Here is a 25,144-nt window from a genome sequence, read left to right on the forward strand (position 1 = left end):
CTTACACCGCCTTTCCCTTGAACAGCCCGGTGGGCCTGAACAGCAGCACGATCACCAGGATCACGAAGCTGACCGCGAATTTGTAGTCGGTGGACATCAGCTGCACGAGGCCGTCGGGGGCGAGGCTCTCGGGCAGGGCATGGGTCAGCACCTTCTTCCAGGCATAGGTGATGCCGACCTCGCTGAAGGCGATGACGAAACCGCCGGCAATGGCTCCCAGCGGCGAGCCGAGACCGCCGACGATGGCCGCGGCGAAAATCGGCAGGAGAAGCTGGAAATAGGTGAACGGTTTGTAGGACTTGTCGAGCCCGTAGAGCACGCCCGCGATGGTCACCAGCGCCGCCACGATCACCCAGGTCACACGCTCCACCTTCTCCGGATTGATGCCGGACAGGAGCGCAAGGTCTTCGTTGTCGGAATAGGCTCGCATCGACTTGCCCGTGCGGGTCTTGTTCAGGAACCAGAACAGCAGCGCCACGACGATCACCGCCACCACGACCGTCAACGCCTGCGTCGAGCGCAGCGCGAGGCCTTCCTCCAGCCCGGACCATTCCTTGAAATCCCGCGCATTGATCAGGAACCGCGCGCCATCGTCGAAGCGCTGGTCGTCGGGCCCGAGAATGATCCGCGTGATGCCGTTGTAGATGAACATCACGCCAAGCGAGACCATGACAAGGATCACCGGCTTGACTTTCTGTTTTCGGTAGAAGCGATAGACCACCCGATCCGTCCCAAGCACCAGCGCCGCCGTTGCGGCAATGCCGAAGGGGATCGCCAGCAGGGCCGTGGGCAACGGCCCGAGCGAGATCCCCCAGGACTGGAACAGCCAGGTCACGAGGATCACCACCATGGTGCCGAAGGCCATGGTGTCGCCATGGGCGAAGTTGGAGAAGCGCAGGATGCCGTAGATCAGCGTCACCCCCAGCGCCCCGAGCGCCAGCTGGCTGCCATAGGCGATGGCCGGGATCAGCACGAAATTCGCAAGCGCGACGAAGGCGTTGAGCAGGTCCAACGGCGTATTCCTTTCTAACGGCTCAGGTCCGGCCCGAGGGCCAGGTCCTGTTCACAGGTTCCCCGGTGGAAGGTGGGGAAATTCGGATCGGTGCGGGTGGCGACCATGCTCAGTTGCGTGCGGTCGATGGCGAAGCCGCGAAAGCCCTGCTCCATCCGGTCGAGGAAGGATACCACGAAGGGCTCCTCGAAGACCTGCAGGTCGAAAACCTGGCCGTGGAACTTGAGTACGCCTGTCGTCGCACCGCAAGGTATCCCTGAGGACCGTGGTAGACCACCACGTCGATAGGCCGGAGATGTAAGCGCAGCAATGCGTTCAGTTGACCGGTACTAATGGTCCGATAGGCTTGATTTGATCCAGTAACAGCAAGGCTCAGCCAAGGTGGGTTGCAAACCCACCCTACATGTTACGGTTATCAAGAGCATACACCAAACGGTGTACAAGACTTGGATGACAGACGATGCACCCGGCATGACGGGCTGTGGGTTCTCGCGACACTTTTTAGCAAAAGTCCGCTGCCACCCACCCGCCGTGCCAAAGGCACGTCGTGATTGATCCCGATGCCCTGCAAGGGCATCCTCTGTATCTTCTCGGTTTGGTGGTCATAGCGACTGCAAAACACCCAGCTCCATTCCGAACCTGGCCGTTAAGTGCGTCCACGCCAATGGTACTGCGTCTCAAGACGTGGAAGAGTAGGTAACTGCCAAACCTAGCAGATACAGAACAAAATCTCTCGTTACGATGAATGACCTGCACAGCCCGTCCGGCATACCGCCGCGGCGGGTTTTGCATGTGCGCTCGATGGTTTTGTCACCACATCCTGCGCCCCGATCCGTCGCCGCTCTGGACTCGACTCCTCTTCTGGGCCATTGAGAAACCAGACAGGATTTGCCCACGGGGCATGCAGCACGGGACCGATATCATGGCAGATGGAACTTTCGCGGTATTGATGCTCATACTCGGGCTCACCGATATGAGCCGGAACTACTGCGGAACCGAGATCGGATGTTTCGGCAAGACCGAAACCACGCCGCATTTCGCCATTTCCGCGGGCACCGTGCTCGAACGCCGGGCGCAGCAGGCCGGAGAGATCTACGTGCGCTATGACCTCGGTACCAAGCGCGGGCCTTTCGGGCGGGCACTGGGTCTGTCGATCGGTGAACATGGGGAGACCTGGGTCGGCTTTGGTCAGACCTACAAGATCCAGCCGCAGGGCAGCCCGCTTTACGCCGAGTTGCACTCCATGCCGGGACTTTATTTCGACAATGGCGGATTCGACCTCGGTGGTCCCATCGAGTTCCGATCCGGGCTTGAGCTCGGTTACGAGAACCGGCAGGGATGGCGGTTCGGTCTCAGCTACGACCACCGTTCCAACGCGGGCATCTACGACAACAACCCCGGCATCGAGACCGTGCAGTTTCGGGTGAGTGTTCCGACCCGCTGAGTCGGCCATACGTTTCAGTTATAGGTTGCAGGATCGAGCCCTCGCTCGCGCATGATGCAAATTCGATCTGGATTTTGTTAACGCCTTGCGCAATAGTGCCGCCACGCAAACCTGGGCGCATGTTGTTGCTGCGGTTGCAAAATACACAAGAATTTGCGGCTTGACCTATGATCAAGCGGTGCGAGGGAGCAGGAAATTTGAACGCAAACACGCTTAGGTATACGCTGGTCGGAGTCGGCTTTGCCGTCGCCGTCGCGAGCTCGGCGAACGCCATGTCGGCGGTTCTTCCGGAGGCGGTCATCGCCCCTGTCGGCGCTGGGACGTCCAGCATCGCTTCGCCGATTTTCGACATCAATATCGTCTTCGGTGGCGGTCTGACATCCAGTCAGCAGGCGGTCTTCACCGCTGCGGAATACTTCTGGGAAAGCATGATCACCGGCTACCAGATTGCCTTTACCGATGGCAGTTCGCTTGTCACCGGGCCGACGATCACGGCGCAGGGGGCTGCCATTGATGGTGCTGGCGGGACGAATGGGAACGTCCTCGGTCAGGCGGGTCCGAATACTGCCTACGTCGTGTCGGACGGGACCAATTCCTTCGCCTATACCGCGACAGGGACCATGACGTTCGATACCTACGATCTGCCGGACATGGAAGCCAGCGGGACTTTCTTCGATGTAATCGTCCATGAAATGGGCCATGTTTTGGGCTTCGGGACGCTGTGGAATACCAACAGCTTTGGTGGAGTCTTTGCCGGAACGCAGAGCGTCTATACCAACGGCACGGGTCAATATACCGGCGCTTACGGCGTTACGGCGTATAACGCGGAGTTCGGCAATACCGATGCGTTTGTCCCGGTAGAACTCGACGGTGGCACGGGCACCGCGAACGGCCATTGGGACGAAGTCAACTTCGCGGGCGGGTCGCTTGATCTAATGACCGGCTTCATCGGCAGCCCGAACGGGTCGGCGGACGCGCCGTTTGCTGCGGTCACCCTATCCGCCACGACCATCGCGTCGTTCGCCGATATCGGCTACACCACCGTCGTGACCCATGCGATTGCGCCGGTGCCGCTTCCGGCGGGGCTCGGTCTCGGGCTGATGGCACTGGGTGGTCTGTTCGGCGTCACCCGCCGCCGCAAGGGCGCGGTTTGATCGCACCGCCCCGATACATGAGACCGTTTGTCGTCGCGTCGGTGTTTTGGCTCGCCGCGGCGACGGGCTGTGTTGCGGCCTGTTCGGTGCCGCAGGACGCGCAGCAACAAGTCATCCTGCGTTTCGACGTCACCGATATGGGGGCAATGGGGGATGTGCCACTGCTCACGCTGCGGGCCGATGGCCATGTCGCCGTTCCGCTTCGCGGCGAGATCCGAGAGGGCAGGTTGCCCGAAACAGAGGTGCAGGACCTCCTCGATGCGATGGTTTCCGATGGCGTGCTGGACCTGACGACAGAGCAAATTGCCGACGCGCTGGCCCCGCAGTCCACGGGTGGCGGGCAGGTTGCCTTGCCTGGACTTATCGCTGACGGCGCGACGAGCTACATCAGCCTCGATATGCCGGGCTGCCGGGTGTCGCTGTCGGCACCCGACAGCGCCCTGAACAGCCTGGCGCACCCCGATGCCGCGCCGTTGCAGGCCTTCCGGCGCAGCGAATTGCGCCTACTCGACATCGTCATGCGATTGCAACGCGGCTGACGCTTGACAGGCCCGCGGGCCTGCGGCACCTGACCGGGCAGGGGGCGGCCATGAATATCTGTGCATTGACGATGGTTTATCGCGATCACTGGGCGCTGTCCCGGTGGTATGCGCATCACGCGGGGCAGCTTGGGGCCGAAAATCTCTTCATCGTGGCCCATGGGCCCGACCCAAAGATCTCCGAGCTCTGCCCCGGGGCGTCCGTTCTGACCATCCCCCGCGACGGCTTCGCACATTTCGACCGCAGCCGGGCAGCGATGCTGAACGGGTTCCACGCGGGCCTGAGCGAAAGCTACGATTGGGTGATCCGGACCGATGCGGACGAGCTGATCTGTTTCGATCCGGACCGATACGCCAGCCTGCCGGAGGCCATCGCCACCCATGCGGACAACCCGGTGCTGACCGCGCTTGGCTTCGACCTCGTCGAGACACCCGGCGAGGCGCCCCTGACCGCCGCCCCGGTCCTGGCCGAGCGCCGTAACCTCTCGTTTTCGGGGCATTATTCAAAGGCCGTGGCGGCGCGACGGGCGATGGATTTTGTCCTGCACGGGGTGCGCGTCGCGCCGCGTCGGCTGGCGACGTTCCCGTTCCTGATGCCGCCGGGGTTGTACCTCGCGCATCTGAAGTACGCCAACGCCGCGGTGCTGTCCGAGGTCAACGCGGTGCGCATGGCGGTGGGGAACGCCGAGGCCCCGGGGGTGCCGGGGGCCGGGTGGAAGGACGCCGACGCCGACGCCACGCGGTTCTTCGACACCTTTCTCGCCAAGCCAGTCCTGCCGTGGGCCGAGGCCGAGGCACAGGCTTATGCCACGCTCTCGGTCAAGCCGGCCCGGCTGGAGAAGGGCAATATCGTCAAGACCCGCGCACTGAAACTGCCGTGGCGGACCGAATTGCCCGCCCGCTTCGGCGCGCAAGGGTGAAATCAGGACCCGTCCATGCTCGATACAATGACCTCTCTGCTGCCGATCTATGCGCTGCTCGCGCTCGGGGCCATCGCCATCAGGACGCGGCTTGTCGCGCCGGACGCCCTGCCGCATCTGAGCCGCTTCGTGCTGGTGATCTGCATGCCGGTGATCGTCGCCTCCGCCGTGATGCGCGCCGGGGACCTCAGTGATTTCAACTGGCCGTTCATCCTCGGATACGGGCTGGCGGGGCTTCTGACGTTTCTGCTCGGCAGCGTCGTCATGGCGCGGCTTTTCGGCATGCCGGGTCCCATGGCCGCGATGATGGGCCTGGGGGTCTGCAGTTCCAACTCGATCTTTCTCGGCTATCCGATTGGCGGCGTTCTGTTTCCGGAACAGGTGGATGTCGTCTTTTCCTGGATCATCGTGGCAGAGAACCTGATCGTCCTGCCCGTGGCGATCATCGTCGCAGAGGCGCTGGCCGGGGAAAAGGGCCGGGGTGTTGGTCTCTCGATGCGGCAGACTTTCGGCCAGATGCTGCGTTCGCCGGTGCTGATCGGGCTTGTCGCGGGGCTGCTGATCGGCGGGCTGCATCTGCCGGTGACAGGCCCGGTCGAGGCGACACGGGGTTTGATCGCCGCGGCCGCGCCGCTCGTCTCGCTGTTCTTCATCGGCGGGACGGTTGCGATCACCTCCATGCGGTCGCGCGGCGGGCCTGTGCTTGTCATCGCGCTCGGCAAGCTGGTGATCCATCCGGCCATCGCTCTGGCGGTGCTTGCGGCGATGCCGGGTGTGTCGCTCGACTATGTCGCGATCGGGGCGGTCTTTGCCGCCATGCCGATGATCGCCATCTTCCCGATCCTCGCCTCGCGGTTCGGCGCGTCGGACCTGGCCTCCTCGGCCCTCGTCTTTACGACCCTGCTGGGCGGGGTCACGGTCAGCGCGCTGGCCATCTTCATGTGATGCGCGAAGTTTGGCGCGCAAGTTTCTGAAATAAATGAAAAGGGCGGACAACGCCGCCCTTCGTCCTGCAGCGCTACCCCTTGAGGGCCCGGTTCAGGTTGGCGTCGACCTTCTCAAGGAAGCCCATCGTGGTCAGCCACCCCTGGTCCGGCCCGACCAGAAGCGCCAGGTCCTTGGTCATGTGGCCCGATTCCACCGTCTCGACCACCACGCGTTCCAGCGTTTCGGCGAAGCCGCGCAGGGCCTCGTTGCCATCGAGCTTGGCGCGGTGCTTCAGGCCCCCTGTCCAGGCATAGATCGAGGCGATGGAGTTGGTCGAGGTCGCCTCGCCCTTCTGATGCTGGCGGTAGTGCCGTGTCACCGTGCCATGCGCGGCCTCCGCCTCCACGATCTTGCCGTCCGGCGTCATCAACTGCGACGCCATCATGCCCAGCGAGCCGAAGCCCTGCGCGACGGTGTCCGACTGCACGTCGCCATCGTAATTCTTGCAAGCCCAGACGAATTTTCCGTTCCATTTCAACGCGCAGGCCACCATGTCGTCGATCAGGCGGTGCTCGTACCAGATGCCCGCCGCCTTGAACTTATCAGCAAACTCCGCCTCGTAGATCTCCTGGAACAGGTCCTTGAACCGGCCGTCATAGGCCTTGAGAATCGTGTTCTTCGTCGACAGGTAGACCGGCCAGCCGATGTTCAGGCCATAATTCAGCGAGGCGCGGGCGAAATCGCGAATCGAGTCGTCGAGGTTGTACATGCCCATGTAGACCCCGGCGCTCGGCGCGTCGTAGACCTCGCGCTCGATCACCGTGCCGTCCTCGCCGACGAATTTCATCGACAATTTTCCCTTTCCGGGGAAGGTGAAATCCGTCGCCTTGTACTGATCGCCGAAGGCATGGCGCCCGACCACGATCGGATCGGTCCAGCCCGGCACGAGGCGCGGCACGTTGCGGCAGATGATCGGCTGACGAAAGACCACGCCGCCCAGGATGTTGCGGATGGTCCCGTTCGGAGAGCGCCACATCTTCTTCAGGCCGAATTCCTCGACCCGGGCCTCGTCCGGCGTGATCGTCGCGCATTTCACCGCGACACCCACCTCTTTCGTCTTTTCGGCGGCGTCGATGGTGATCTGGTCCTCGGTCCGGTCGCGTTCCTGGATGCTGAGGTCATAGTAGAGCAGATCGACGTCCAGGTAGGGCTCGATCAGCTTTTTCTTGATGAAATCCCACATGATGCGGGTCATCTCATCCCCGTCCATCTCGACAATCGGGTTGTCGACCTTGATCTTCGTCATCGCCTCGTCCTCTGGCTGGCTGTCACGGCCCGGTCTACTGCATTTTCCGCGATACCGCAATTTCTGTATGCATTGGTATACAGTATTGGGTCATTTTTCATCAAATACCGCGAAACTGTGAATCCGAAACTAACGGTTTCGAAAAGGGCCCGGGATAACAACGGTTGCATGAAACGGATCGCAAAAGACCTTCCTGATCTTTGCATGGCGCTGGCCGCCCTGCTCGTGGCGGGATTCTGGGCAATTCAGAGCCTTTTCGGCCCGTTCGTCAGCGGTGCCGGTACGCCGGTGCTCGTGGTCGCGGCGCCCTGGGGGCCGGGTGCGGCGCGGCTGGTGGAACGGGGCGGCGGGCATCTGGTCGGGCCGGGTCAGGCCCTGTTCGGGGCCATTGCGACATTCGATGATCCGGACCCCCGCGCGCGGTTGCACGGGCTCGGGGCCTGGCTGGTCCGCGACGGGACTTTTCTCGCGGCGTTTTGTGGGGTTGGACAGACATGAGTACTCTTGAAAAGCGGAAATCCCAGGAAGAGGCGGGTCGCGCGATTCTCGTGCTGGCGTTTGGCATGGTCGTGTTGCAGGCGATTTCGGACCTGATGATCCGCGGCAGCCTGGGGATCGACAGCGGGGCAGTGGTGCTTCTGGCGCTGTTTTCGGCGGTTGCGGTGCGGCGACGGTCGCGGCTTGCCGCGGATGTGATCGCCGTTTGCCTCATCGGGCAGGCCATCGTGATGACGGCGTCCTTCCGTGGCCACCCCTGGCAACTCGACACACATATGATCTACTTCGTCATGCTTGCGGGGATTTCCACGCTGGGCAGCATGCGAGCGCTGGTGGTCGGTGCCGCAGTCACGGCGGTGCATCACCTTGGCCTGACCGTCGTGATGCCATCGCTGGTCTATCCTTCCGCGGATTTCATGGAGGACCTGCTGCGGACGGCGCTGCATGGCGGACTCGTCGTGTTCGAAACCGGCGTGCTGCTGCTGTCCATGGTGCGCGACCGGCGCATGGTCCGGCAGATCACCGAACAGAAGGAAACCCTGGCCGATCAGTCCCATCGTGCGGAGATTGCGGAGGCCCGGGCGCATCGGATGATGGCGGAGGCGGAGCAGGTGGTCGGCATCCTGCGTGCCAAGCTGCATCAACTTGCGGGCCGCGACCTCGGGTGCCACATCACCGAGGATGTGCCGGAGGCGTTCTCGGACCTGCTGGCCGATTTCAACCTCGCGGTGGAACAGCTTGACGCGGCGCTGTGCAAGGCAAAATCCATGGCGCAAGGCTTCGACGGCGAGGCTCGACTGCTCGGCACGCTCCTCGCCGATCTGGAAACCGGTACACATGGTCAGGCGCAGGGTCTCGCCGACCAGTCCGAGCAGATCCGGCAACTGGGGGCCCGTCTCGGCGAGTCCGCCGCGCAGGCGCAGCGGGCGTCCGAGCGCATGGCGACCACCCGCAGCGAGGCCGATCAGGGCGGGGAGATCACCCGTCAGGCGATTGCCGCGATGGAGCGCATCGAGAAAAGCTCGGGCGAGGTCGGCAATATCATGGATCTGATCGACGACATTGCTTTTCAGATCAACCTGTTGTCGCTCAACGCCGGGGTCGAGGCGGCTCGCGCCGGGGAAAGCGGACGCGGCTTCGCGGTGGTGGCTGGGGAGGTCCAGGCGCTCTCCATGCGGACGGCTGAGGCCGCACGCGGGGTCAAGGACCTGATTTCAAGCTCCGAGGAGGAGGTCGCCTCTGGCGTGCGTCTTGTGCATGAGGCGGGACGGCGTCTGGCGACGATCGTCGCGCATGTGCAGGACGTGAGCACCCTGGTCGAAGGCATCCGGGTCGACGCGGGAAGCCGGGTCGACGAGATGAGCGACCTGTCCGCGCAGATGGTGACGCTCGATACGGAGGCCCAGAAGATCATCGGGCAGAGCGCCGAGATGACCGCCGCCGGACAGCGCGTACAGAGCCACGCGAACGAACTTTCGCGGGTTCTGGGCGAGTTCACCGTGTCCGCTCCCGCCGAGGCGCGGCACGCCCGGAGGGCCTGACCCCGGCGCTGCTGTCACGGGGTGGTCACGGCGCGTTCGAGGCGGCGCATCCTGTGCAGCGCGACCAAGGCGCCGATCACCTGCAGCAGGATGCCGATCGCCACCGGGACCGGGGTTCCGTCGAACGCCAGGCTGACCGGCACCGCGAGGATCACCGCGCCGACGGTGGACAATGCGCCGATCACCGAGGCTGCGAGGCCCGCGATATGGCCGACGGGCTCCATGGCGAGGGCGTTGAGGTTGCCAAGCGTCAGGCCCGCCTGGAAGAACACGCCGACCTGCCAGACGACGAAGGCATAGAACAGCGCATCGCCGGACAGGCCGACGGCAAACAGGCAAAGGATCGCAAGGGTCAGACCTACCTGCGCGATGAGCATGGCCGTCACCAGCAGGCGCATCCCGAGGCGCATGACAAGCGCGGCATTGAGGAAACTCGCGGAGCTTGCGGCGATGGCGATGGCGCCAAACCACAGGGGGAAGGTCTCGGCCCGACCGAAGAACCCGTCATAGACCGGCTGGACCGTCGAGATCATGGAAAACAGCACGCCATAGCAGAAGGCCTGCGCGACGATTGACAGGCGTACCATCGGCAGCGCCATCATCTCGGTCAGCGCCGCCCGCAGCTGTGCCACCCGGAAGGGCATCCGGTTCTCCGGCTCCAGCGTTTCCGGCAGGCGGACGGCGAGCCAGCCCGACACCACGAAAGAGAAGACCGCGAAGGCGAGGAACACCGCGTGCCAGCCGCCGAGCGCAACGAGTTGCGATCCCAGCAGCGGCGCGATCGCGGGCACCAGGGTAAAGACGATCATGACAAAGGACATGATCTGCGCCATGCCGCGCCCGGCATAGCGGTCGCGCACGATGGCCAGCGCGACGACGCGCGGCGCGGCGGCGCCAAGCCCCTGGAAGAATCGCGCGATCAGGACCGCTTCGAGGCTCTGCGCCCAGAGTGCCGCCGTGGCGCAGAGGATGTAGAGCAGGGACCCGCCGAGCAGAACCGGCTTGCGCCCGAAGGCATCCGACAGCGGGCCGGTGAACAGGGTGCCGATACCCATGCCGAGCACGAACATGGTCACGATCAACTGCACCCGGTTCGGCGCATCGGGAGAGAATTCCGCCGTCAACTCGGGCAACGCCGGCAACATCGCGTCGATCGCGAAGGCGATGGTGGCGATGGTCATCGCGACGATCGCGATGAACTCACCCTTTTTCGGGAAATTGGCCATGGTGCCCTCGGGGATTCTGGTGCGGGGGCGGCAATGCCCGGCGCACCCGCCCGCTCTACACGCCGTGTCCCGGGTTGAAAAGTTCGTATGCGCACAGTCAGGGCGCCGTATAGGCACCAACCCGAGAATTCGGCGCAGAAATCACCGCGCCGGCGGATCGTCCTCGTTGGCGGCAGGCTCGTCGCTGCCGAGCTGCGCGATCAGCCACTCCGTGTGCTCCTCCCGCTTGCGCATGGCGAACAGGCCGAACTGCTGGATCGCCGCCGCGAAGATGCCCAGCCCCAGCAGGATGAACACTGTCGTGCCGATCTTGCCGAGTGCGGTGGCTGGCACGAGGTTGCCATAGCCGACGGTGGAAATGGTGACCACGGTGAAGAAGTAGCTGTCGAGCCAGCTCCAGCCCTCGACGACCCGGAAGAAGACCGTGCCGCCCAGGATGATCGCCAGGAGTGTGACGATCAGGGTGAGAACCTTGCCGCCGCGTTTCATGGTCAAGTCTGCGCCGGTCCGGTCAGGAGCTCGTCGATGACCTGCGCCCAGAGCTCGGGCGGCTGTGCGCCGGGCACCGCGTGCTGCTGCGCCACGATGAAGGTCGGCACCGAGGTGATCCCCATGCCGCGGGCCGCCGCGTCGCGCTCGAATATCTCGCGCCGGTCCTCCTCGGTGGCCAGCAGGCGCAGCACCAGCGCCGCGTCCATGCCGTTGCCGTCGGCGATGTCGGCCAGGACCTCCGGGTCGCCGATGTCGCGGCCGTCGACGAAATAGGCGCGGAACAGGGCCGAGACCACCGGCGTCTGCACGCCCTCCATCTCCGCCCAGTGGATCAGCCGATGCGCATCGACCGTGGACGGTGTCGTCCGGATCGCATCGAGGTTGATCTTCACCCCGGCCTGCTGCGCGTGCTCGGTCACCGGCAGATAGGCCCGCACCGCGCCGTCCTGCCCGCCGAATTTCGTCTCGAGATAGTCGCGCCGGTCCATGCCGCCCTTCGGCATGTCCGGATTGAGCATGAACGGCAGCCAGCGCACCCGGAACGGATGATCGGGCCGCGCCTCCAGGGCGCGGTCGAGGTTGGCCTTGCCGATGTAGCACCACGGGCAGATCGGGTCCGAGAAGATATCAAGCTGGATCATGGGTTTCCCTTCGTTGCCCCGGCTATAGTCGGAATTGCGGGGGATTGCGAGGGTCTGGCCGGTCTCAGAACTGCTCTTTCAACCGCTGCCGCTGCAGCTTTCCATTGGGGTTGCGCGGCAGGGTGTCGACGTGGATCCATGCCCGGGGCTGCTTGTAGCGGGCGATGCGCGCCTCCGCCGCGGCCTTCAGGGCCTCCTCTTCCAGCGCGGTTTCGGCGGTGTAGAAGGCGGCGATGACGCGGACGCCGGGTTTGACCTCCACGTCCGTGACGGCGATTTCCGTGATGCCCGGCAGGCCGGCCAGCGCGGCCTCGACCTCCAGCGGCGAGACACGGTATCCGCCGGCGTTCATCATGTCGTCGGAGCGACCGAGGTAGCGGATCTGTCCGGCCTCGTCCATCACGCCCTTGTCGCCGCTCAGAAACCAGTCGCCCGCGAATTTCTCCGCCGTGGCCTCCGGTGCGCCGATGTAGCCGAGCATCAACCCCGGATCGTCCCGGTGTACGGCGATGACGCCTTCCTCGCCGAGCGGAACCGGCGTCCCGCTCTCGTCGACCAGCGCGACATGGCGGCCCCGCTGCGGCGCGCCGAGGGCGCCGGGTGCATTGGGGCGGGCCGGGGCGGAGGAGATGAAGGTCGAGCACTCCGACATGCCGTAGGCCTCGTAGATTTCGCCGCCCGTGGCGTCGCGCCAGGCCTCCCGCACACTGTCGGGCAGCTTTTCTCCGGCGGCCAGCCCGTGCCGCAGCTTCGGCATCGAGGCCAGCGGGAATTTCAGCATCTGCCGGTAAACCCCCGGCGCGGCGGCGAAAATCGTGGCGTCGTTGCGCTTGAGCAGGAGGCCGAGTTGCGCGGCGTCGGTGCCTGCCGCGGGGATCAGCGCCGTGGCGCCCATGGTCCAGGGGTCCATCAGCCCGGTGCCGAGAGTGAAGGTCCAGTTGAACGCACCCGCGTGCAGCAGCCGGTCGGTGCTCTGCAACCCGTACCAGCCCTCCATCATCATCTGCCGGGCCCAGATCGCGCGGTGGGCATGACCCACGGCGCGGGGCGTGCCGGAGGTGCCGGAGGTGTAGACGATATAGGCGAGCCGCTCCGGATCGCCGAGATCGTAGTCCGCCGGGGGCAACCCGTGCCAGGCTTCGTAGTCCTGCGGTCCGAATGTCGGCACATCAGTCTCGGGGCAGGGCACGCCGTCCCCGCGCAGGATCGCTTTCGGGGTCAGATGCTGCACGATTTTGGTCACTTCGGGCACGGTCAGCTGTGATGAGGTCGGAACCGGCACGATTCCGGCCGCAATCGCGCCGAGATAGGCAATCGGGAAATCCACCGTATTGCCAAGCCGCATCAGTACGATGTCCCCGGGTTTGAGCCCCGCCTGCCGTAGTCCCGTTGCGGTGCCGCGCACCGCTGCGATGAGACGCGCATAGGACCAGCGTTCCGCGCCGGTCGGTTTCAGGATTGCGAGGGCAATCTTGTCCGGTGTCGCGGCACCGGCGGCGAGCACATGGGCGGCGAGGTTGAAGGGCGCGGGGCAGGGGGCAAAGGCCCCCTCGAAAAAGAGAGATACCATGACCGCAAGGCTTAGGCCCACCGCCCCATGCTTGCAAGGGGCCGGGGCGGGCCCTATAGGCTAGGTGCATGACAAAAGACCCCAAATCCCTGATCCGCATCGCGCGCAGTTCCGGCCACGAGCACGGCGCGGAGCCGCTGGACCTCGGCCAGCGTGTGCGCGAGTTGCGCAAGGAAAAGGCCTGGACGCTGGAACAGGCGGCGCGGCAGGCAGGGCTCGCCCGGTCGACGCTCTCGAAGATCGAAAACGGCCAGATGTCCCCGACCTATGACGCGCTCAAGAAGCTCGCCGTGGGCCTGCAGATTTCGGTGCCGCAGCTGTTCACCCCGCCGCAGCAGGAGAAGGTCAACGGCCGCATGACCGTGACCCGGAGCGGCGATGGCCAGAGCCACGCCACGGCGACCTACGAGCACGAATTGCTGGCCGAGACGCTGACGCGCAAGAAGATGCTGCCCTACCGTGCCCGCGTCCGCGCCCGCGCCATGGACGAGTTTGACGGCTGGGTGCGCCACGACGGCGAGGAATTCCTCTACGTCCTGACCGGCGTGATCCGGCTATACACGGAGTTCTACGAACCCGTGGAGATGAAGCGCGGAGACAGCGCCTATTACGACAGCACCATGGGCCACAACGTCATTTCGGTCAGCGAGGAGGATGCGACGATCCTCTGGGTCACCTCGCTGGTCTGACAGCCGGGCCTCAACCGCAGGAGGCGTCCCGAACCTGCGCACTCAGACGTTCGAGCCCGAGGAAATCCTGCAACTCCTCCCGGGCTTCCAGGACGGTCAGGTCATGGCGCTCCGCAAGGTGGCGACTCAGCCCGCCGTGATCCTCCACGAGGCGGGCCAGCTTGCTCTCATCCACAAGCGGAAACCGGCGTTGCAGCCGGGCCAGAAAGTCGGGGGTCAGCACGTTTGACTCGGGAAGTACCATCTACACGTCTCCTTCTCGCTGGAGACGGATGCTGCGGGCAAATTCTGAACAAAAGATGAAGGCCGGGGCATGTTCCCCGGCCTTCCTGCCCCGATTTGGCAGAAAACTCTACCGTTCCGGCAGCAGGCCCCTTGGGCTGAACCGCAGGACCAGCAGCAGGATCACCCCCATGGTGAGCAGCCGCAAGTGCTGTGCGCTGTCCTGCAGGTGCGCCTTGATCGCGGAACCGTCGGCCATGCCGGAGGTGATCACATCCATCAGCCATTGCCCCATGGGCTCCACCTGCACCCAGAGGAACCAGATCAGGAACCCGCCGAGCACCGCGCCGAGGTTGTTGCCGGAGCCGCCGACGATAACCATCACCCAGATCAGGAAGGTATAGCGCAGCGGCTGGTAGGTGCCGGGGGTCAGCTGGCCGTCGAGGGTGGTCATCATCGCCCCGGCAATGCCGCAGATCGCGCTGCCGAGGATGAAGACCTGCAAATGCCGGAAGGTCACGTCCTTGCCCATGGCGCGGGCGGAGACCTCGTTGTCGCGGATCGCCCGCATCATCCGCCCCCAGGGCGAGTTCAGCGCCAGTTGCGCCAGAACCAGCAGGACGATCAGCACGGCGGCGAAGAGCAGCGAATAGCCGAGTTTCACCGTCAGCGTGGACGCGGTCGTCGGATCGAGCCCGAAGCCCGCCGCCGTCTCCACGAACCCGGGATCGTTCTGCAGGTCCACCTCGTAGGGCACGGGCCGGGGCAGGCCGATCACGTTCTTGACCCCACGCGCCAGCCAGTCCTCGTTCTTCATAACGGCGATGACGATCTCCGCGATGCCGAGCGTGGCGATGGCGAGATAGTCGGAGCGCAGGCCGAGCGCCGTCTTGCCGATCACCCAGGCCGCCCCCGCCGCCAGCAACCCGCCCATCGGCCAGGCCAGCAGGACCGGCAGATTGAGGCCGCCGAGATTGCCCTGCAGCGCTGGATTGACCGCCTCGACCGCCTCGACACCGGGATCGAAGACCCAGCGGAACACGAAGAAACCGATGACGAGCACCGCCGCGGTGAGCCAGCCGTTCCGCATCCGGCCCCAGACCAGCACCGCCGCCACGACCGTTGCCGCGCCGAGGACCAGACCCAGCATCACCCGCAGGCCGCCCGCCGCCCAGGCCTCGCCAACCGGCGCGGTGGAGGTCAGCACCACCGCCAGCCCGCCCAAAGCGACAAACCCCATGATCCCGACGTTGAACAGCCCGGCGATGCCCCATTGCAGGTTCACCCCCAGAGCCATCACCGCGCTCACCAGACCCATGTTCAGGATCAAGAGCGCCGCATTCCAGCTCTGCAGCACCCCGGTGCCCACGATCAGCAGCGCTACAGCCGCGAAAAGTCCAATCGTCCGCATGGCTTACACCGCCTTTCCCTTGAACAGCCCGGTGGGCCTGAACAGCAGCACGATCACCAGGATCACGAAGCTGACCGCGAATTTGTAGTCGGTGGACATCAGCTGCACGAGGCCGTCGGGGGCGAGGCTCTCGGGCAGGGCATGGGTCAGCACCTTCTTCCAGGCATAGGTGATGCCGACCTCGCTGAAGGCGATGACGAAACCGCCGGCAATGGCTCCCAGCGGCGAGCCGAGACCGCCGACGATGGCCGCGGCGAAAATCGGCAGGAGAAGCTGGAAATAGGTGAACGGTTTGTAGGACTTGTCGAGCCCGTAGAGCACGCCCGCGATGGTCACCAGCGCCGCCACGATCACCCAGGTCACACGCTCCACCTTCTCCGGATTGATGCCGGACAGGAGCGCAAGGTCTTCGTTGTCGGAATAGGCTCGCATCGACTTGCCCGTGCGGGTCTTGTTCAGGAACCAGAACAGCAGCGCCACGACGATCACCGCCACCACGACCGTCAACGCCTGCGTCGAGCGCAGCGCGAGGCCTTCCTCCAGCCCGGACCATTCCTTGAAATCCCGCGCATTGATCAGGAACCGCGCGCCATCGTCGAAGCGCTGGTCGTCGGGCCCGAGAATGATCCGCGTGATGCCGTTGTAGATGAACATCACGCCAAGCGAGACCATGACAAGGATCACCGGCTTGACTTTCTGTTTTCGGTAGAAGCGATAGACCACCCGATCCGTCCCAAGCACCAGCGCCGCCGTTGCGGCAATGCCGAAGGGGATCGCCAGCAGGGCCGTGGGCAACGGCCCGAGCGAGATCCCCCAGGACTGGAACAGCCAGGTCACGAGGATCACCACCATGGTGCCGAAGGCCATGGTGTCGCCATGGGCGAAGTTGGAGAAGCGCAGGATGCCGTAGATCAGCGTCACCCCCAGCGCCCCGAGCGCCAGCTGGCTGCCATAGGCGATGGCCGGGATCAGCACGAAATTCGCAAGCGCGACGAAGGCGTTGAGCAGGTCCAACGGCGTATTCCTTTCTAACGGCTCAGGTCCGGCCCGAGGGCCAGGTCCTGTTCACAGGTTCCCCGGTGGAAGGTGGGGAAATTCGGATCGGTGCGGGTGGCGACCATGCTCAGTTGCGTGCGGTCGATGGCGAAGCCGCGAAAGCCCTGCTCCATCCGGTCGAGGAAGGATACCACGAAGGGCTCCTCGAAGACCTGCAGGTCGAAAACCTGGCCGTGGAACTTGAGTACGCCTGTCGTCGCACCGGAGTCGTATTCGAAGACATGCGGGTTGGCGAAGTCAGGTTTCACCGTTTTGCAGCCCTTTGAGGTGCACAGCGTTTCGAGATGACAAACGTAGCGCTCCAACGCCTGCGCGGGCAGGGGGGCAAGCAGGCAGAGACCCAGAAGGACCGCTTTCATTCCGCCACCTCGCAGCGCCCGAGGTAGGAAATCACCTGCGGCCCCTCCGCGTAATGCACCGTGTAGCGTGCCGCGCCCTCCGCGCCGATGGTCAGCATGTGCCGCGCATCGAACCCGCCGCCCGAGAGCACATAGGCTCCGGCATCCCGCGCGCCCATCAGGAACACGTCACCGGCCTCCGAGGAGATCATCGCCTCCATCATCAGCGTCGCCTCGTCGAGACCGCCGCCGTGGCCATCCAGCAGGAAGCCAAAGCCACTGTCCTGACAGCCCTCGTCCTCGTAACACTCCGTCGCGAAGGCACAGTTCAGCGCCACGTCCGCCTGCACCGGCGCGGTCTCGACGGTCATCTGCGGCAGCGCTCCGTCCTCGTGCACATCGCCGGGATCGTCTTCGATGATGTCATCGGTGATGGCGTCATCCTGCGCCGAAACGGGTCCCGCCCCGAGGCAAAGCGCGAGCACGCCAACCCCGAGCCAACGGCAGAGCGAACGGTCGCCAGCCCCCTGTTTCTTCTCTTTCCAGATACTCAAATCCGCCCCCGCCACGCGCATCACCCTCCCAGGAAGGAGCGCCGCACCTCGTCATCGGCCAGCAGATCCTTGCCGCTGCCGGTATGCGCGTTCGCCCCCTGAACGAGCACATAACCCTTGTCGGCGATTTCCAGCGCCTGCCGGGCGTTCTGCTCCACCATCAGGATGGAGATGCCCGTCCGCGCCACCTCGATGATGCGGTCGAAGAGCTCGTCCATGACGATCGGGGAGACCCCCGCTGTCGGCTCGTCCAGCATCAGCACCTTCGGCTCGGTCATCAGCGCCCGGCCCACCGCCACCTGCTGGCGTTGCCCGCCGGAGAGTTCCCCGGCTGCCTGAAAGCGCTTCTCCTTCAGGATCGGGAACAGGTCGTAAACCTGCGCCATGGTGCCCCGGAAATCGTCCTCCCGGATGAAGGCACCCATTTCGAGGTTCTCCTCCACGGTCATGGAGGTGAAGATGTTCGAGGTCTGCGGCACGAAGCCCATGCCGTGGCGCACCCGCGCCTGCGGGCTGAGGTCGGTGATGTCCTCGCCGTCGAGCCGCACCGAGCCCTGGCGCAGGTCCAGCATCCCGAACACCGCCTTCATCGCCGTCGACTTGCCCGCGCCGTTCGGGCCGACAATGACGGCGATCTCGCCCTTCTCCACGGCTATCGTGCAGTCATGCAGGATGTCCGGCCCGGACTTGCCATAGCCGCCGGTCATGGCCTCGCCGATCAGGAACGGCCCCGGCCCGCCGGGCCGCGCCGTGCCGCTCCCGCGATAGCCGTCGACCGTACCCATGCCCGCCGCATTGCCAAGGCTCATGTCCCGGTTGCCCCGGTCGTCATATGCGCCTGTCGTCATGCCTTCCGTCCTTCCCGGACCTGTCTCTGAGGCCCGCTCAATCCGCATCATCCTCGCCGAGCCGCAGGCCTGCCAGAACCGCCGCGACTTCCGCCCGATGCATGTCCGTATACTCCCGGCCGATGTTGAACACGACGGCCTGCAAGGAGATGTCCGCCGTCAGCACGATGGTGTTCGCCATCACGAAAGGCGTGCCGTTGAACTCGACGCCGTAGACGAGGGTCTCCCCGGGCCGACCGTCGACTTCGGTTTCCTCGATGCCCAGAACCGGGATGTCCTCGATCATCGCCCCGGTCCCGGCGGCGGCATTCTCCAGAACCGCCTCGCGCAGGAACGCCATGGTGACATCGTCGCGCAGCCCGCTCTCGTCGAGGTACATGTTCACATAGAAGTCGCCCCGCGACAGGAAGCTGGCGAGCGTCTCCGGGTCGTCCGACCGCATCCGCTTCCACTGCCCCTTCTCGCCGCACAGGCTGATCCGCTTCGTCAGCGTCTGACAGCCCGGCTTCGGCTTGAACACGAACTCCCAGGTCCCATCGTCGTAAAGCGCCACCGGCTTGCCATCGACAATCGCCGCGCCCACATGCGCCTGCGCCAAAGCCAACCCGGGACATAGAGCCAGACCAAGGGCAAACAAAGCGCCCAAAGCGTTTCTGGTTAAACCTGAGGCACGCATGCCCTGCCATACTTTGTATTTTCGGGACAGGCGTGCCGCTCGATGGTTCTGGTTAAACCAGAAACGCTGCAGTGCTTCTTTGGTCCTGAAATACCGCGTGGGTTCGACCCGGTCCGCGAAGCGGCAAACGCTCCGGGGGAGCGTTTGAGGGACGGACGGGCGAAGCCCCGGACCGAGCGGAGCTCCAGCGCGCGCCGCAGGCGCGCGACTCCCCGGCGACACGCAGGGCGTGGCGCAACCCCTCATCCCACCTGCTCCTTGTTCTTCAGCCCGGTCCCGAGATAGGCCTCGATCACCGCCTCGTTGGCCTTGATCTCGGCCAGCGTGCCCTCGGCCAGCTTCTTGCCCTCGGCCATGACGATCACCGGATCGCAGATCTTGCCGATGAAATCCATGTCGTGCTCGATCACGCAGAAGGTGTAGCCGCGTTCCTTGTTGAGCCGCAGGATCGTATCGGCGATGGTCATCAGCAGCGTGCGGTTCACGCCCGCGCCAACCTCGTCGAGGAAGACGATCTTGGCGTCGACCATCATTGTCCGCCCGAGCTCCAGCAGCTTCTTCTGCCCGCCGGAGATTGCCCCCGCCGGGTGGTCCGCCAGATGCGAGATGGTCAGGAAGTCCAGCACCTCGTCGGCCTTCGCCCGCAGCGCCCGCTCTTCCTCCGCGATCCGCTTGCGGCCGAACCAGGTGTTCCAGAGGACTTCGCCCGATTGCCCGCCCGGCACCATCATCAGGTTCTCGCGGCAGGACATGCTCGAGAACTCATGCGCGATCTGGAAGGTCCTGAGCAGTCCCTTGTGAAAGAGTTCATGCGGCGGCAGGCCGGTGATCTCCTCGCCATCCATGAACACCCGGCCAGAAGTTGGCGGCAAGGCACCGGCAATCACGTTGAACAGCGTGGTCTTGCCCGCGCCGTTCGGCCCGACCAGGCCGGTGATCGAGCCCTTGGCAATCTCCAGAGACGCGCCATCGACGGCACGGAAGCCACCGAAATGGCGGTGAAGGTTCTCGACCCGGATCACTGTGGCATTATCCCCTGTGCACGGAGCCCTTACAGCGTTTCGCGGAATACCGCATTCAATCCGTATCGCAAAAGTCGCGAGAAAGCGTCAGCGTGACAGCGCTCTTGCGATACCGGTTTTTCCCGAAACGCTCTTTGGACCCTCTTTGCTTATGACGGCGGCGCGGGAATGCCCCGCGCCGCCGGATTGTGCAAGCTCGTTTCCGGGCCGGACCGCTGCGGTCAGTGGTAGCCCACGACCTTCAGCTTGCCGCCCTCGACGGTGTATTCCGCGTAGGACCCGGCGGCCTCGCCCGGGCCGACCAGCTCGACTCCGGTTGCGCCCGCATAGTCGATGTCGCCGCCATTCGCGAGGATTTCCAGACCCTTGGCCAGTTCACCCGGCAGGATCACCTCGCCCGGCGCGTTGGCCACGTCCATGATCTTGCCCGCGTAGTCGCCCGGCTCGGCGGAGCCCGCCGCCGCCATGGCGAGCAGGATCAGCGCCGCGGCGTCATAGCTTTCGCCCGCGTAGACGGCGGTGCCGTCGATGCCCGCCGCCGTCGCCATCTCGGCGAACTTCGGCGCGCCTTCGTTCTCGGAGCCCGCGATGGTGCCGATGGCGCCGTCGATGGCGTCGCCGAAGCGGTCGGTCAGGCTGTCGCCGATCATGCCGTCACCCAGCGCGAAGGTGTCGAAGGCGCCGGTGTCCAGTGCGCCCTGGATGATGCCCGCGCCGCCCTGGTCGACATAGCCCAGCACGACCAGTGCGTCGCCGCCCGCGGAGGCCAGCGCACCAACCTCGGCGGAATAATCGGCCTTGCCGTCCTCATGCGCGGCGGTGATCGTCACCGTGCCGCCGCCCGCGGTGTAATTCTGGTCGAAGGCATCGGCGAAGCCCTTGCCGTAGTCGTTGTTGGTGTAGGTCACCGCAACCGTGTTGATCCCCTTGTCGAGCAGGATCTGCGCCAGCACGGCACCCTGACGTGCATCGGAGGGCGCGGTGCGGAAGAACAGGCCGTTGTCCTCGGCCTCGGACAGCGCCGGGGAGGTGGCGGACGGCGAGATCATCACCATGCCGTTCGGCACGGCGGCGTTGGCCAGAACCGCGCCGGTCACGCCGGAGCAATCCGCACCCATGATGCCCTTGATCCCGTCAGCGGTGATCAGGCGCTCAGCGGCGGCGGTGGCGGCGGCGCTGTCGACACAGGTGCTGTCGGCGCGGACCGGCTCGATCATCGCACCGCCCAGCAGCTTGCCGCTGTCGCTGACTTCCTTCATCGCGATTTCCGCGCCCGCCGCCATGGCGGGGGTCAGGCTTTCGATCGGGCCGGTGAAGCCGAGGATCACGCCAAGCTTGATCGCGTTCCCGTGGCTTTCGGCATGGGCCGCGCCGGCGAGCAGGGCAGTGGCCGCCGTGGCCATCAGCAGTTTTTTCATTGTTGGTCTCCCTTATTGGAACAGCACGTTCTGAACCCGAGCCTATGCGTCAGGTTTGCAAAAGAAAAGAGGGCGCGTGATGGCTGCCGCTTGGTCACAAACGCGTCAGCGCGGCCTTGTCCGGGCGGGCCCTGCGCCCATCTCCTCACGAGGAGGTGAGTGATGATCAGACCGATGATGTTTCTAGGATTGCCGCTGATGGCCGGGGCCGCGACGGCTGGCCCGGTGGAAACGCAGAGCGGACCCTTGCAGGCGGTGCCCGTGATGGACGGGCTCGATACCCCCTGGGCCTTCGACGTGCTGCCGGACGAAACCGTGCTGGTGACGCTGCGGGACGGCGCGCTGCTTGCCCAGAAGGACGGCGCGCGCTGGCAGGTGGCGAATCCGCCGAAGGTCGCCGCGGACGGGCAGGGCGGTCTGCTGGACATCCTCGTGCCCGCCGATTTCGCGCAGACGCGGCAGCTGTTCTTCACTTATTCGAAGCGGCAGGGCATCCGGGGGGCGGGAACCGCCGTGTACCGCGCGACGCTCTCGGAGGACGGGCGCAGCCTGACGCAGGGCGAGACCATCTTCGAGATTGCGCGGGGCACCCGGGGCGGCGTGCACTTCGGCGCCCGCCTGGTGGAATCCCGCGACGGCACGCTCTTCGTCACCATTGGCGACCGGGGCAACGGCGATCAGGCGCAAGACCTGTCCATGCACAACGGCTCGGTGCTGCACATCACGAAGGAGGGCGCTCCGGTGCCGGGCAATCCCTTTGCCGGTACGGACGGGGCACAGCCTGAAATCTGGAGCTACGGCCACCGCAACCCGCAGGGCGCGGCGCTGGACGCGTCCGGCCAGCTCTGGACCGTGGAACACGGCGCACGCGGGGGCGACGAGGTCAACCGCATCGAGAAGGGCGCGAACTACGGCTGGCCGGTGATCTCCTATGGCGTCAACTACAATGGCTCCCCGATCGGCGAGGGCACCGAAAAGGAGGGCATGAAACAGCCGGTGCATTTCTGGGACCCCTCCATGGCCCCCTCGGGCATGACCTTCTTCGAAGGCGGGCCGTGGGATGGCAATGCCTTCATCGGCTCGCTGAAGTTCGACTACATCGCGCGGCTGGCCGGAGACCCGCTGCGCGAAGTGGAACAGATCAGCAGCCCCGAGACGGGCCGCGTGCGCGACGTGGCGCAGGGGCCGGACGGTCGGCTGTGGTTCCTGTCGGTGCAGGACGGCGCACTCTACCGGTTGGAGTGACCGGCACGCCAACCCGCCGGATTTCTCTTTTCCGGCAAGAGGCTTCGTGGCAGCATGGCGGCAGATTCAATCCAATGGAGTTGCCCCCATGCGCATTCTGTCTGCCCTTTGCCTTGCCGCTCTGACCTGTGCCACACCACTCGCCGCGCAGGAGCGAGAGCCGATTTTCGGCAGCTATGACGAGATGCGGGGAACCATGGACGACCTGCTCGTCACCCGCCAGATGCAGGAGCTGATGATCCGTTTCGGCGGGGCGGACGAGATGACGGTGGCGCAGCTCGACGACCTCGACGCGACGGTGGAGCGGCTCTACCCGCAGGACTTCGCCAATGTCGCCGTCCTGCGCCGGGCGCAGCATGAGAACGGCTTTGCGCAGGAGTTGATCGCCTACTGGACCGGCACGAACTACCTCTATGCCTATGTGTTCTACCACGACACCGGCAGCGAGGTGATCTCGATCAACTTCCGGTTCAACAGCGATTTCATCAAGCTGAACGAGTTGTTCTGAAGCCCCGGCTCCCGAGGAGAGAGGTTTCGCCGCGCGGGCGCGCGGCGACCGGGGGCCTGTCCTGGGGACAGGCGGGGGCTCTGCCCCCGTCGTGGCCTGCGGCCTCTCCCCCCGCGGTATTTGCGGACCAAAGAAGGGCAGGGCGCGGCTGGTTCAGGCGGGCCGTGGCAGGGTGTAGACGGCCGTGTCGCACCAGGTGGTTCCACCGTAGAGGAAATCCTGTTGCCGCAGGGCCGTGCGGGTGAAGCCGAAGCGGTCCAGCAGGCGGATCGACGCGGCATTGCGCGGATCCAGTTCGGCGAGGATCGCGGGCATCTGCGGGAAGCGGGACCAGCAGCGCGGGAGGATTGCCGCCAGCGCCTCGGTCATCAGGCCCTGTCCCCAGGCGTCCGGGTGCAGGATGTAGCCCAGCTGCGGCGCACGCCACAGCCCGGCCTTGCCGATGCAGCGCCCCTCGAACTCCAGCACGTAGTCTTCGCGCTGCGTCCGGTTCGGAGCCATAAGCTCGTCCAGCACGGCGCGGGTTTCAGCGATGTCGCCATGGGCCGGGCGGTCCCAATAGCGCATCGCCCGGGGGTCGCCGAAGATCGCGTGCAGGTCCGCAAGATCGCTCTCGCGGGCGTCGCGGAGCAGCAGGCGGGCGGTCCGGATCATCGCCGCCCCCCGCCTTGCCGCGCCTCACACCGACAGGCGCGTGGCGTGCGCCCCGCGCTCGCGATACGGGGTCGTGTTGTAATGCGCCCGGTAGCATTTCGAGAAATGCGAGGGTGAGGCGAAGCCGCAGGCCAGCGCCACGTTGATCACGCTCATGTCGGTCTGCATCAGCAGGTTGCGGGCCTTCTGCAGCCGCAGTTCCATGTAATAGCGCTTCGGCGAGCGGTTTAGGTAGCGGCGGAACAGCCGTTCCAGCTGCCGGGTCGACATGCCGACGTCCTGCGCCAGGATCGACGGCGAGATCGTCTCCTCGATATGCGCTTCCATCTGCTGGATCACCTGGCTCAACTTCGGGTGGCGCACGCCGATGCGGGTCGGCACGGAGAGCCGCTGGGTGTCCTGATCCGTGCGGATGGAGCTGTAGATCTGCTGGTCCGCCACCGCATTGGCCAGTTCCTCGCCATGATCGTTGGCGATCACCTGCAGGAACAGGTCGATGGAGGAGGTGCCCCCGGCGGTGGTCAGCCGGTTGCCGTCGATGGTGAAGACCGACTTGGTGAGGATGACCTCCTCGAACTCCTCGGAAAAACTGTCCTGATTCTCCCAGTGGATCGTCGCCCGCTTGCCATCCAGAAGCCCGGCCTTGGCCAGCGAGTAGGCCGCGGTACATAGCCCGGCCACGCTGACACCCTTGCGGGCCTCGCGCCGCAGCCAGTTCAGCAGCTTCTTCGTCGTGGCATCCTGGACGTCCGCGCCGCCGCAGACCACCACGGTGTCCCCGCGGCTCAGCTCTTCGAAGCCGCCTTCCAGCTTGAACTCGGTGCCGGTGGAGCATTTGACCGTGTCGGCGCTCTCGCCCAGAAGCACCCATTCGTACAGGCGTTTGCCCGACATGCGGTTCGCCAGGCGCAGGCAGTCGATCGCCGCCGCGAAACTCAGCAGCGTGAAGTTCTCGAGCAGAACGAAGACGAAGCGGCGCGGCTTGTCCGGGACGTCGTCCAGTTCGACGATCTGGCGCTTGGGCGATGGCAGCAACGTACGGCATCCTTTCAGGGGTTTGCGACAGCCAGTGTCGCATCTTGCGCCGAAGACAAGGGCACAAACCCGCTCCCGGCGTCAAGGGAGTGCGCGCAGACAGCGCAATTTCGGTGTTGGGCCTGCCGATTCCTTTCTGTATAGAGCGGTCACGTTATCGCTCACGACACATAATATCGCAAAGAACCCGGAGAAGAC

28 protein-coding genes, 1 rRNA gene and 1 other annotated feature are annotated in these 25,144 nt (G+C 65.0%); of the genes, 11 read left to right on the forward strand and 18 right to left on the reverse strand.

Annotated features, from left to right (window positions below; all coding sequences use genetic code 11):
* Nucleotide 1: 1 nt before the first annotated feature.
* Nucleotides 2-1,012 (reverse strand): branched-chain amino acid ABC transporter permease, encoded by a 1,011-nt coding sequence (locus tag ACP159_RS14810; protein ID WP_425100501.1) that lies wholly within the window; start codon nt 1,010-1,012, stop codon nt 2-4.
* 14 nt (nt 1,013-1,026) lie between these two features.
* Nucleotides 1,027-1,188, reverse strand: coding sequence for a hypothetical protein (locus tag ACP159_RS14815; RefSeq protein ID WP_425100502.1), 162 nt, complete (start codon nt 1,186-1,188; stop codon nt 1,027-1,029).
* An 81-nt stretch (nt 1,189-1,269) separates the two neighbouring features.
* Nucleotides 1,270-1,353, forward strand: a sequence feature (23S ribosomal RNA rRNA prediction is too short).
* Between the two features lie 253 nt (nt 1,354-1,606).
* Between ACP159_RS14815 and rrf the strand changes: the two genes are divergently transcribed.
* From rrf to ACP159_RS14845, 6 genes are all read left to right on the forward strand, one after another.
* Nucleotides 1,607-1,721, forward strand: a 5S ribosomal RNA gene (gene rrf / locus ACP159_RS14820).
* Nucleotides 1,722-1,934: 213 nt separating this feature from the next.
* A complete protein-coding gene (locus ACP159_RS14825; protein WP_425100487.1) occupies nt 1,935-2,456 on the forward strand; it encodes an acyloxyacyl hydrolase in 522 nt (173 codons plus the stop codon).
* Nucleotides 2,457-2,653: 197 nt separating this feature from the next.
* Nucleotides 2,654-3,610: a hypothetical protein gene (locus ACP159_RS14830; RefSeq protein WP_425100488.1), complete on the forward strand. Its 957-nt coding sequence runs from the start codon at nt 2,654-2,656 to the stop codon at nt 3,608-3,610.
* A gap of 17 nt (nt 3,611-3,627) precedes the next feature.
* On the forward strand, nt 3,628-4,149 hold the full coding sequence (locus ACP159_RS14835) for a hypothetical protein (RefSeq protein WP_425100489.1): 522 nt from the start codon (nt 3,628-3,630) through the stop codon (nt 4,147-4,149).
* Between the two features lie 50 nt (nt 4,150-4,199).
* Nucleotides 4,200-5,069: a glycosyltransferase family 2 protein gene (locus ACP159_RS14840; RefSeq protein ID WP_425100490.1), complete on the forward strand. Its 870-nt coding sequence runs from the start codon at nt 4,200-4,202 to the stop codon at nt 5,067-5,069.
* 15 nt (nt 5,070-5,084) lie between these two features.
* On the forward strand, nt 5,085-6,014 hold the full coding sequence (locus ACP159_RS14845; RefSeq protein WP_425100491.1) for an AEC family transporter: 930 nt from the start codon (nt 5,085-5,087) through the stop codon (nt 6,012-6,014).
* A gap of 73 nt (nt 6,015-6,087) precedes the next feature.
* Here ACP159_RS14845 and ACP159_RS14850 read toward each other — a convergent pair whose 3' ends face one another.
* Nucleotides 6,088-7,302 carry an NADP-dependent isocitrate dehydrogenase gene (locus ACP159_RS14850; RefSeq protein ID WP_425100492.1) on the reverse strand — a complete coding sequence of 405 codons (1,215 nt, stop codon included), beginning with the start codon at nt 7,300-7,302 and terminating at the stop codon, nt 6,088-6,090.
* Between the two features lie 168 nt (nt 7,303-7,470).
* Here ACP159_RS14850 and ACP159_RS14855 point away from each other — a divergent pair, with 168 nt between their 5' ends.
* Nucleotides 7,471-7,800 carry a hypothetical protein gene (locus ACP159_RS14855; protein WP_425100493.1) on the forward strand — a complete coding sequence of 110 codons (330 nt, stop codon included), beginning with the start codon at nt 7,471-7,473 and terminating at the stop codon, nt 7,798-7,800.
* Nucleotides 7,797-9,341, forward strand: a complete 1,545-nt coding sequence (locus ACP159_RS14860; protein WP_425100494.1) for a methyl-accepting chemotaxis protein — start codon at nt 7,797-7,799, stop codon at nt 9,339-9,341. Before ACP159_RS14855 ends, ACP159_RS14860 begins: the two co-directional genes overlap by 4 nt.
* Before the next feature lie 14 nt (nt 9,342-9,355).
* Here the strand turns inward: ACP159_RS14860 and ACP159_RS14865 are convergent, their stop codons facing one another.
* The 4 genes from ACP159_RS14865 to ACP159_RS14880 form a co-directional block, all read right to left on the reverse strand.
* Complete coding sequence (locus ACP159_RS14865) at nt 9,356-10,567, reverse strand: multidrug effflux MFS transporter (RefSeq protein ID WP_425100495.1); 1,212 nt, start codon at nt 10,565-10,567, stop codon at nt 9,356-9,358.
* Between the two features lie 141 nt (nt 10,568-10,708).
* Entirely contained in the window at nt 10,709-11,056 is a 348-nt protein-coding gene (locus tag ACP159_RS14870; RefSeq protein ID WP_425100707.1) for a potassium channel family protein, read from the reverse strand.
* A gap of 2 nt (nt 11,057-11,058) precedes the next feature.
* Nucleotides 11,059-11,700 carry a DsbA family oxidoreductase gene (locus ACP159_RS14875; RefSeq protein WP_425100496.1) on the reverse strand — a complete coding sequence of 214 codons (642 nt, stop codon included), beginning with the start codon at nt 11,698-11,700 and terminating at the stop codon, nt 11,059-11,061.
* Nucleotides 11,701-11,764: 64 nt separating this feature from the next.
* Entirely contained in the window at nt 11,765-13,270 is a 1,506-nt protein-coding gene (locus tag ACP159_RS14880; protein WP_425100497.1) for a class I adenylate-forming enzyme family protein, read from the reverse strand.
* A gap of 68 nt (nt 13,271-13,338) precedes the next feature.
* Here ACP159_RS14880 and ACP159_RS14885 point away from each other — a divergent pair, with 68 nt between their 5' ends.
* On the forward strand, nt 13,339-13,959 hold the full coding sequence (locus ACP159_RS14885) for a helix-turn-helix domain-containing protein (RefSeq protein ID WP_425100498.1): 621 nt from the start codon (nt 13,339-13,341) through the stop codon (nt 13,957-13,959).
* Between the two features lie 10 nt (nt 13,960-13,969).
* On the opposite strand, the gene ACP159_RS14890 is transcribed toward ACP159_RS14885, so the two are convergent.
* The 9 genes from ACP159_RS14890 to ACP159_RS14930 all read right to left on the reverse strand — a co-directional run bounded on the left by ACP159_RS14890 (nt 13,970) and on the right by ACP159_RS14930 (nt 21,504).
* A complete protein-coding gene (locus ACP159_RS14890; protein ID WP_425100499.1) occupies nt 13,970-14,203 on the reverse strand; it encodes a hypothetical protein in 234 nt (77 codons plus the stop codon).
* Between the two features lie 108 nt (nt 14,204-14,311).
* Nucleotides 14,312-15,592 carry a branched-chain amino acid ABC transporter permease gene (locus ACP159_RS14895; protein WP_425100500.1) on the reverse strand — a complete coding sequence of 427 codons (1,281 nt, stop codon included), beginning with the start codon at nt 15,590-15,592 and terminating at the stop codon, nt 14,312-14,314.
* Between the two features lie 3 nt (nt 15,593-15,595).
* A complete protein-coding gene (locus ACP159_RS14900) occupies nt 15,596-16,606 on the reverse strand; it encodes a branched-chain amino acid ABC transporter permease (protein ID WP_425100501.1) in 1,011 nt (336 codons plus the stop codon).
* A gap of 14 nt (nt 16,607-16,620) precedes the next feature.
* Nucleotides 16,621-17,007 (reverse strand): hypothetical protein, encoded by a 387-nt coding sequence (locus ACP159_RS14905; protein WP_425100503.1) that lies wholly within the window; start codon nt 17,005-17,007, stop codon nt 16,621-16,623.
* Nucleotides 17,004-17,540: a hypothetical protein gene (locus ACP159_RS14910; RefSeq protein WP_425100504.1), complete on the reverse strand. Its 537-nt coding sequence runs from the start codon at nt 17,538-17,540 to the stop codon at nt 17,004-17,006. Before ACP159_RS14910 ends, ACP159_RS14905 begins: the two co-directional genes overlap by 4 nt.
* 20 nt (nt 17,541-17,560) lie before the next feature.
* Complete coding sequence (locus ACP159_RS14915; RefSeq protein ID WP_425100505.1) at nt 17,561-18,388, reverse strand: ABC transporter ATP-binding protein; 828 nt, start codon at nt 18,386-18,388, stop codon at nt 17,561-17,563.
* A gap of 37 nt (nt 18,389-18,425) precedes the next feature.
* The gene (locus tag ACP159_RS14920; RefSeq protein WP_425100506.1) at nt 18,426-19,025 is read right to left on the reverse strand and encodes a hypothetical protein; all 600 of its coding nucleotides are present in this window, start codon (nt 19,023-19,025) and stop codon (nt 18,426-18,428) included.
* 281 nt (nt 19,026-19,306) lie between these two features.
* Nucleotides 19,307-20,086 (reverse strand): ABC transporter ATP-binding protein, encoded by a 780-nt coding sequence (locus ACP159_RS14925; RefSeq protein ID WP_425100507.1) that lies wholly within the window; start codon nt 20,084-20,086, stop codon nt 19,307-19,309.
* A gap of 221 nt (nt 20,087-20,307) precedes the next feature.
* Complete coding sequence (locus tag ACP159_RS14930; RefSeq protein ID WP_425100508.1) at nt 20,308-21,504, reverse strand: ABC transporter substrate-binding protein; 1,197 nt, start codon at nt 21,502-21,504, stop codon at nt 20,308-20,310.
* 162 nt (nt 21,505-21,666) lie between these two features.
* On the opposite strand from ACP159_RS14930, the gene ACP159_RS14935 reads away from it, so the two are divergent.
* Both ACP159_RS14935 and ACP159_RS14940 read left to right on the forward strand, forming a co-directional pair.
* A complete protein-coding gene (locus ACP159_RS14935; protein WP_425100509.1) occupies nt 21,667-22,749 on the forward strand; it encodes a PQQ-dependent sugar dehydrogenase in 1,083 nt (360 codons plus the stop codon).
* Nucleotides 22,750-22,837: 88 nt separating this feature from the next.
* Nucleotides 22,838-23,257, forward strand: coding sequence for a hypothetical protein (locus tag ACP159_RS14940; RefSeq protein ID WP_425100510.1), 420 nt, complete (start codon nt 22,838-22,840; stop codon nt 23,255-23,257).
* 153 nt (nt 23,258-23,410) lie between these two features.
* Here ACP159_RS14940 and ACP159_RS14945 read toward each other — a convergent pair whose 3' ends face one another.
* Both ACP159_RS14945 and ACP159_RS14950 read right to left on the reverse strand, forming a co-directional pair.
* The gene (locus ACP159_RS14945) at nt 23,411-23,911 is read right to left on the reverse strand and encodes a GNAT family N-acetyltransferase (protein WP_425100511.1); all 501 of its coding nucleotides are present in this window, start codon (nt 23,909-23,911) and stop codon (nt 23,411-23,413) included.
* Between the two features lie 24 nt (nt 23,912-23,935).
* Nucleotides 23,936-24,946, reverse strand: coding sequence for a GlxA family transcriptional regulator (locus ACP159_RS14950; protein WP_425100512.1), 1,011 nt, complete (start codon nt 24,944-24,946; stop codon nt 23,936-23,938).
* Between the last annotated feature and the right edge of the window lie 198 nt (nt 24,947-25,144).

Source organism: Tropicibacter sp. S64 (genome assembly GCF_049803835.1).
Lineage (GTDB): Bacteria > Pseudomonadota > Alphaproteobacteria > Rhodobacterales > Rhodobacteraceae > Pacificoceanicola.

What these genes read in the sequence shown, in the direction of transcription:
- ACP159_RS14945 (WP_425100511.1), bottom strand. Translation starts at nt 23,911, where the DNA reads ATGATCCGGACCGCCCGCCTGCTGCTCCGCGACGCCCGCGAGAGCGAT.
- ACP159_RS14835 (WP_425100489.1), top strand. Translation starts at nt 3,628, where the DNA reads ATGAGACCGTTTGTCGTCGCGTCGGTGTTTTGGCTCGCCGCGGCGACG.
- ACP159_RS14845 (WP_425100491.1), top strand. Translation starts at nt 5,085, where the DNA reads ATGCTCGATACAATGACCTCTCTGCTGCCGATCTATGCGCTGCTCGCG.
- ACP159_RS14890 (WP_425100499.1), bottom strand. Translation starts at nt 14,203, where the DNA reads ATGGTACTTCCCGAGTCAAACGTGCTGACCCCCGACTTTCTGGCCCGG.
- ACP159_RS14940 (WP_425100510.1), top strand. Translation starts at nt 22,838, where the DNA reads ATGCGCATTCTGTCTGCCCTTTGCCTTGCCGCTCTGACCTGTGCCACA.
- ACP159_RS14875 (WP_425100496.1), bottom strand. Translation starts at nt 11,700, where the DNA reads ATGATCCAGCTTGATATCTTCTCGGACCCGATCTGCCCGTGGTGCTAC.
- ACP159_RS14885 (WP_425100498.1), top strand. Translation starts at nt 13,339, where the DNA reads ATGACAAAAGACCCCAAATCCCTGATCCGCATCGCGCGCAGTTCCGGC.
- ACP159_RS14905 (WP_425100503.1), bottom strand. Translation starts at nt 17,007, where the DNA reads ATGAAAGCGGTCCTTCTGGGTCTCTGCCTGCTTGCCCCCCTGCCCGCG.
- ACP159_RS14840 (WP_425100490.1), top strand. Translation starts at nt 4,200, where the DNA reads ATGAATATCTGTGCATTGACGATGGTTTATCGCGATCACTGGGCGCTG.
- ACP159_RS14865 (WP_425100495.1), bottom strand. Translation starts at nt 10,567, where the DNA reads ATGGCCAATTTCCCGAAAAAGGGTGAGTTCATCGCGATCGTCGCGATG.
- ACP159_RS14825 (WP_425100487.1), top strand. Translation starts at nt 1,935, where the DNA reads ATGGCAGATGGAACTTTCGCGGTATTGATGCTCATACTCGGGCTCACC.
- ACP159_RS14935 (WP_425100509.1), top strand. Translation starts at nt 21,667, where the DNA reads ATGATCAGACCGATGATGTTTCTAGGATTGCCGCTGATGGCCGGGGCC.
- ACP159_RS14895 (WP_425100500.1), bottom strand. Translation starts at nt 15,592, where the DNA reads ATGCGGACGATTGGACTTTTCGCGGCTGTAGCGCTGCTGATCGTGGGC.
- ACP159_RS14915 (WP_425100505.1), bottom strand. Translation starts at nt 18,388, where the DNA reads ATGACGACAGGCGCATATGACGACCGGGGCAACCGGGACATGAGCCTT.
- ACP159_RS14860 (WP_425100494.1), top strand. Translation starts at nt 7,797, where the DNA reads ATGAGTACTCTTGAAAAGCGGAAATCCCAGGAAGAGGCGGGTCGCGCG.
- ACP159_RS14880 (WP_425100497.1), bottom strand. Translation starts at nt 13,270, where the DNA reads ATGGTATCTCTCTTTTTCGAGGGGGCCTTTGCCCCCTGCCCCGCGCCC.
- ACP159_RS14870 (WP_425100707.1), bottom strand. Translation starts at nt 11,056, where the DNA reads ATGAAACGCGGCGGCAAGGTTCTCACCCTGATCGTCACACTCCTGGCG.
- ACP159_RS14855 (WP_425100493.1), top strand. Translation starts at nt 7,471, where the DNA reads ATGAAACGGATCGCAAAAGACCTTCCTGATCTTTGCATGGCGCTGGCC.
- ACP159_RS14850 (WP_425100492.1), bottom strand. Translation starts at nt 7,302, where the DNA reads ATGACGAAGATCAAGGTCGACAACCCGATTGTCGAGATGGACGGGGAT.
- ACP159_RS14930 (WP_425100508.1), bottom strand. Translation starts at nt 21,504, where the DNA reads ATGAAAAAACTGCTGATGGCCACGGCGGCCACTGCCCTGCTCGCCGGC.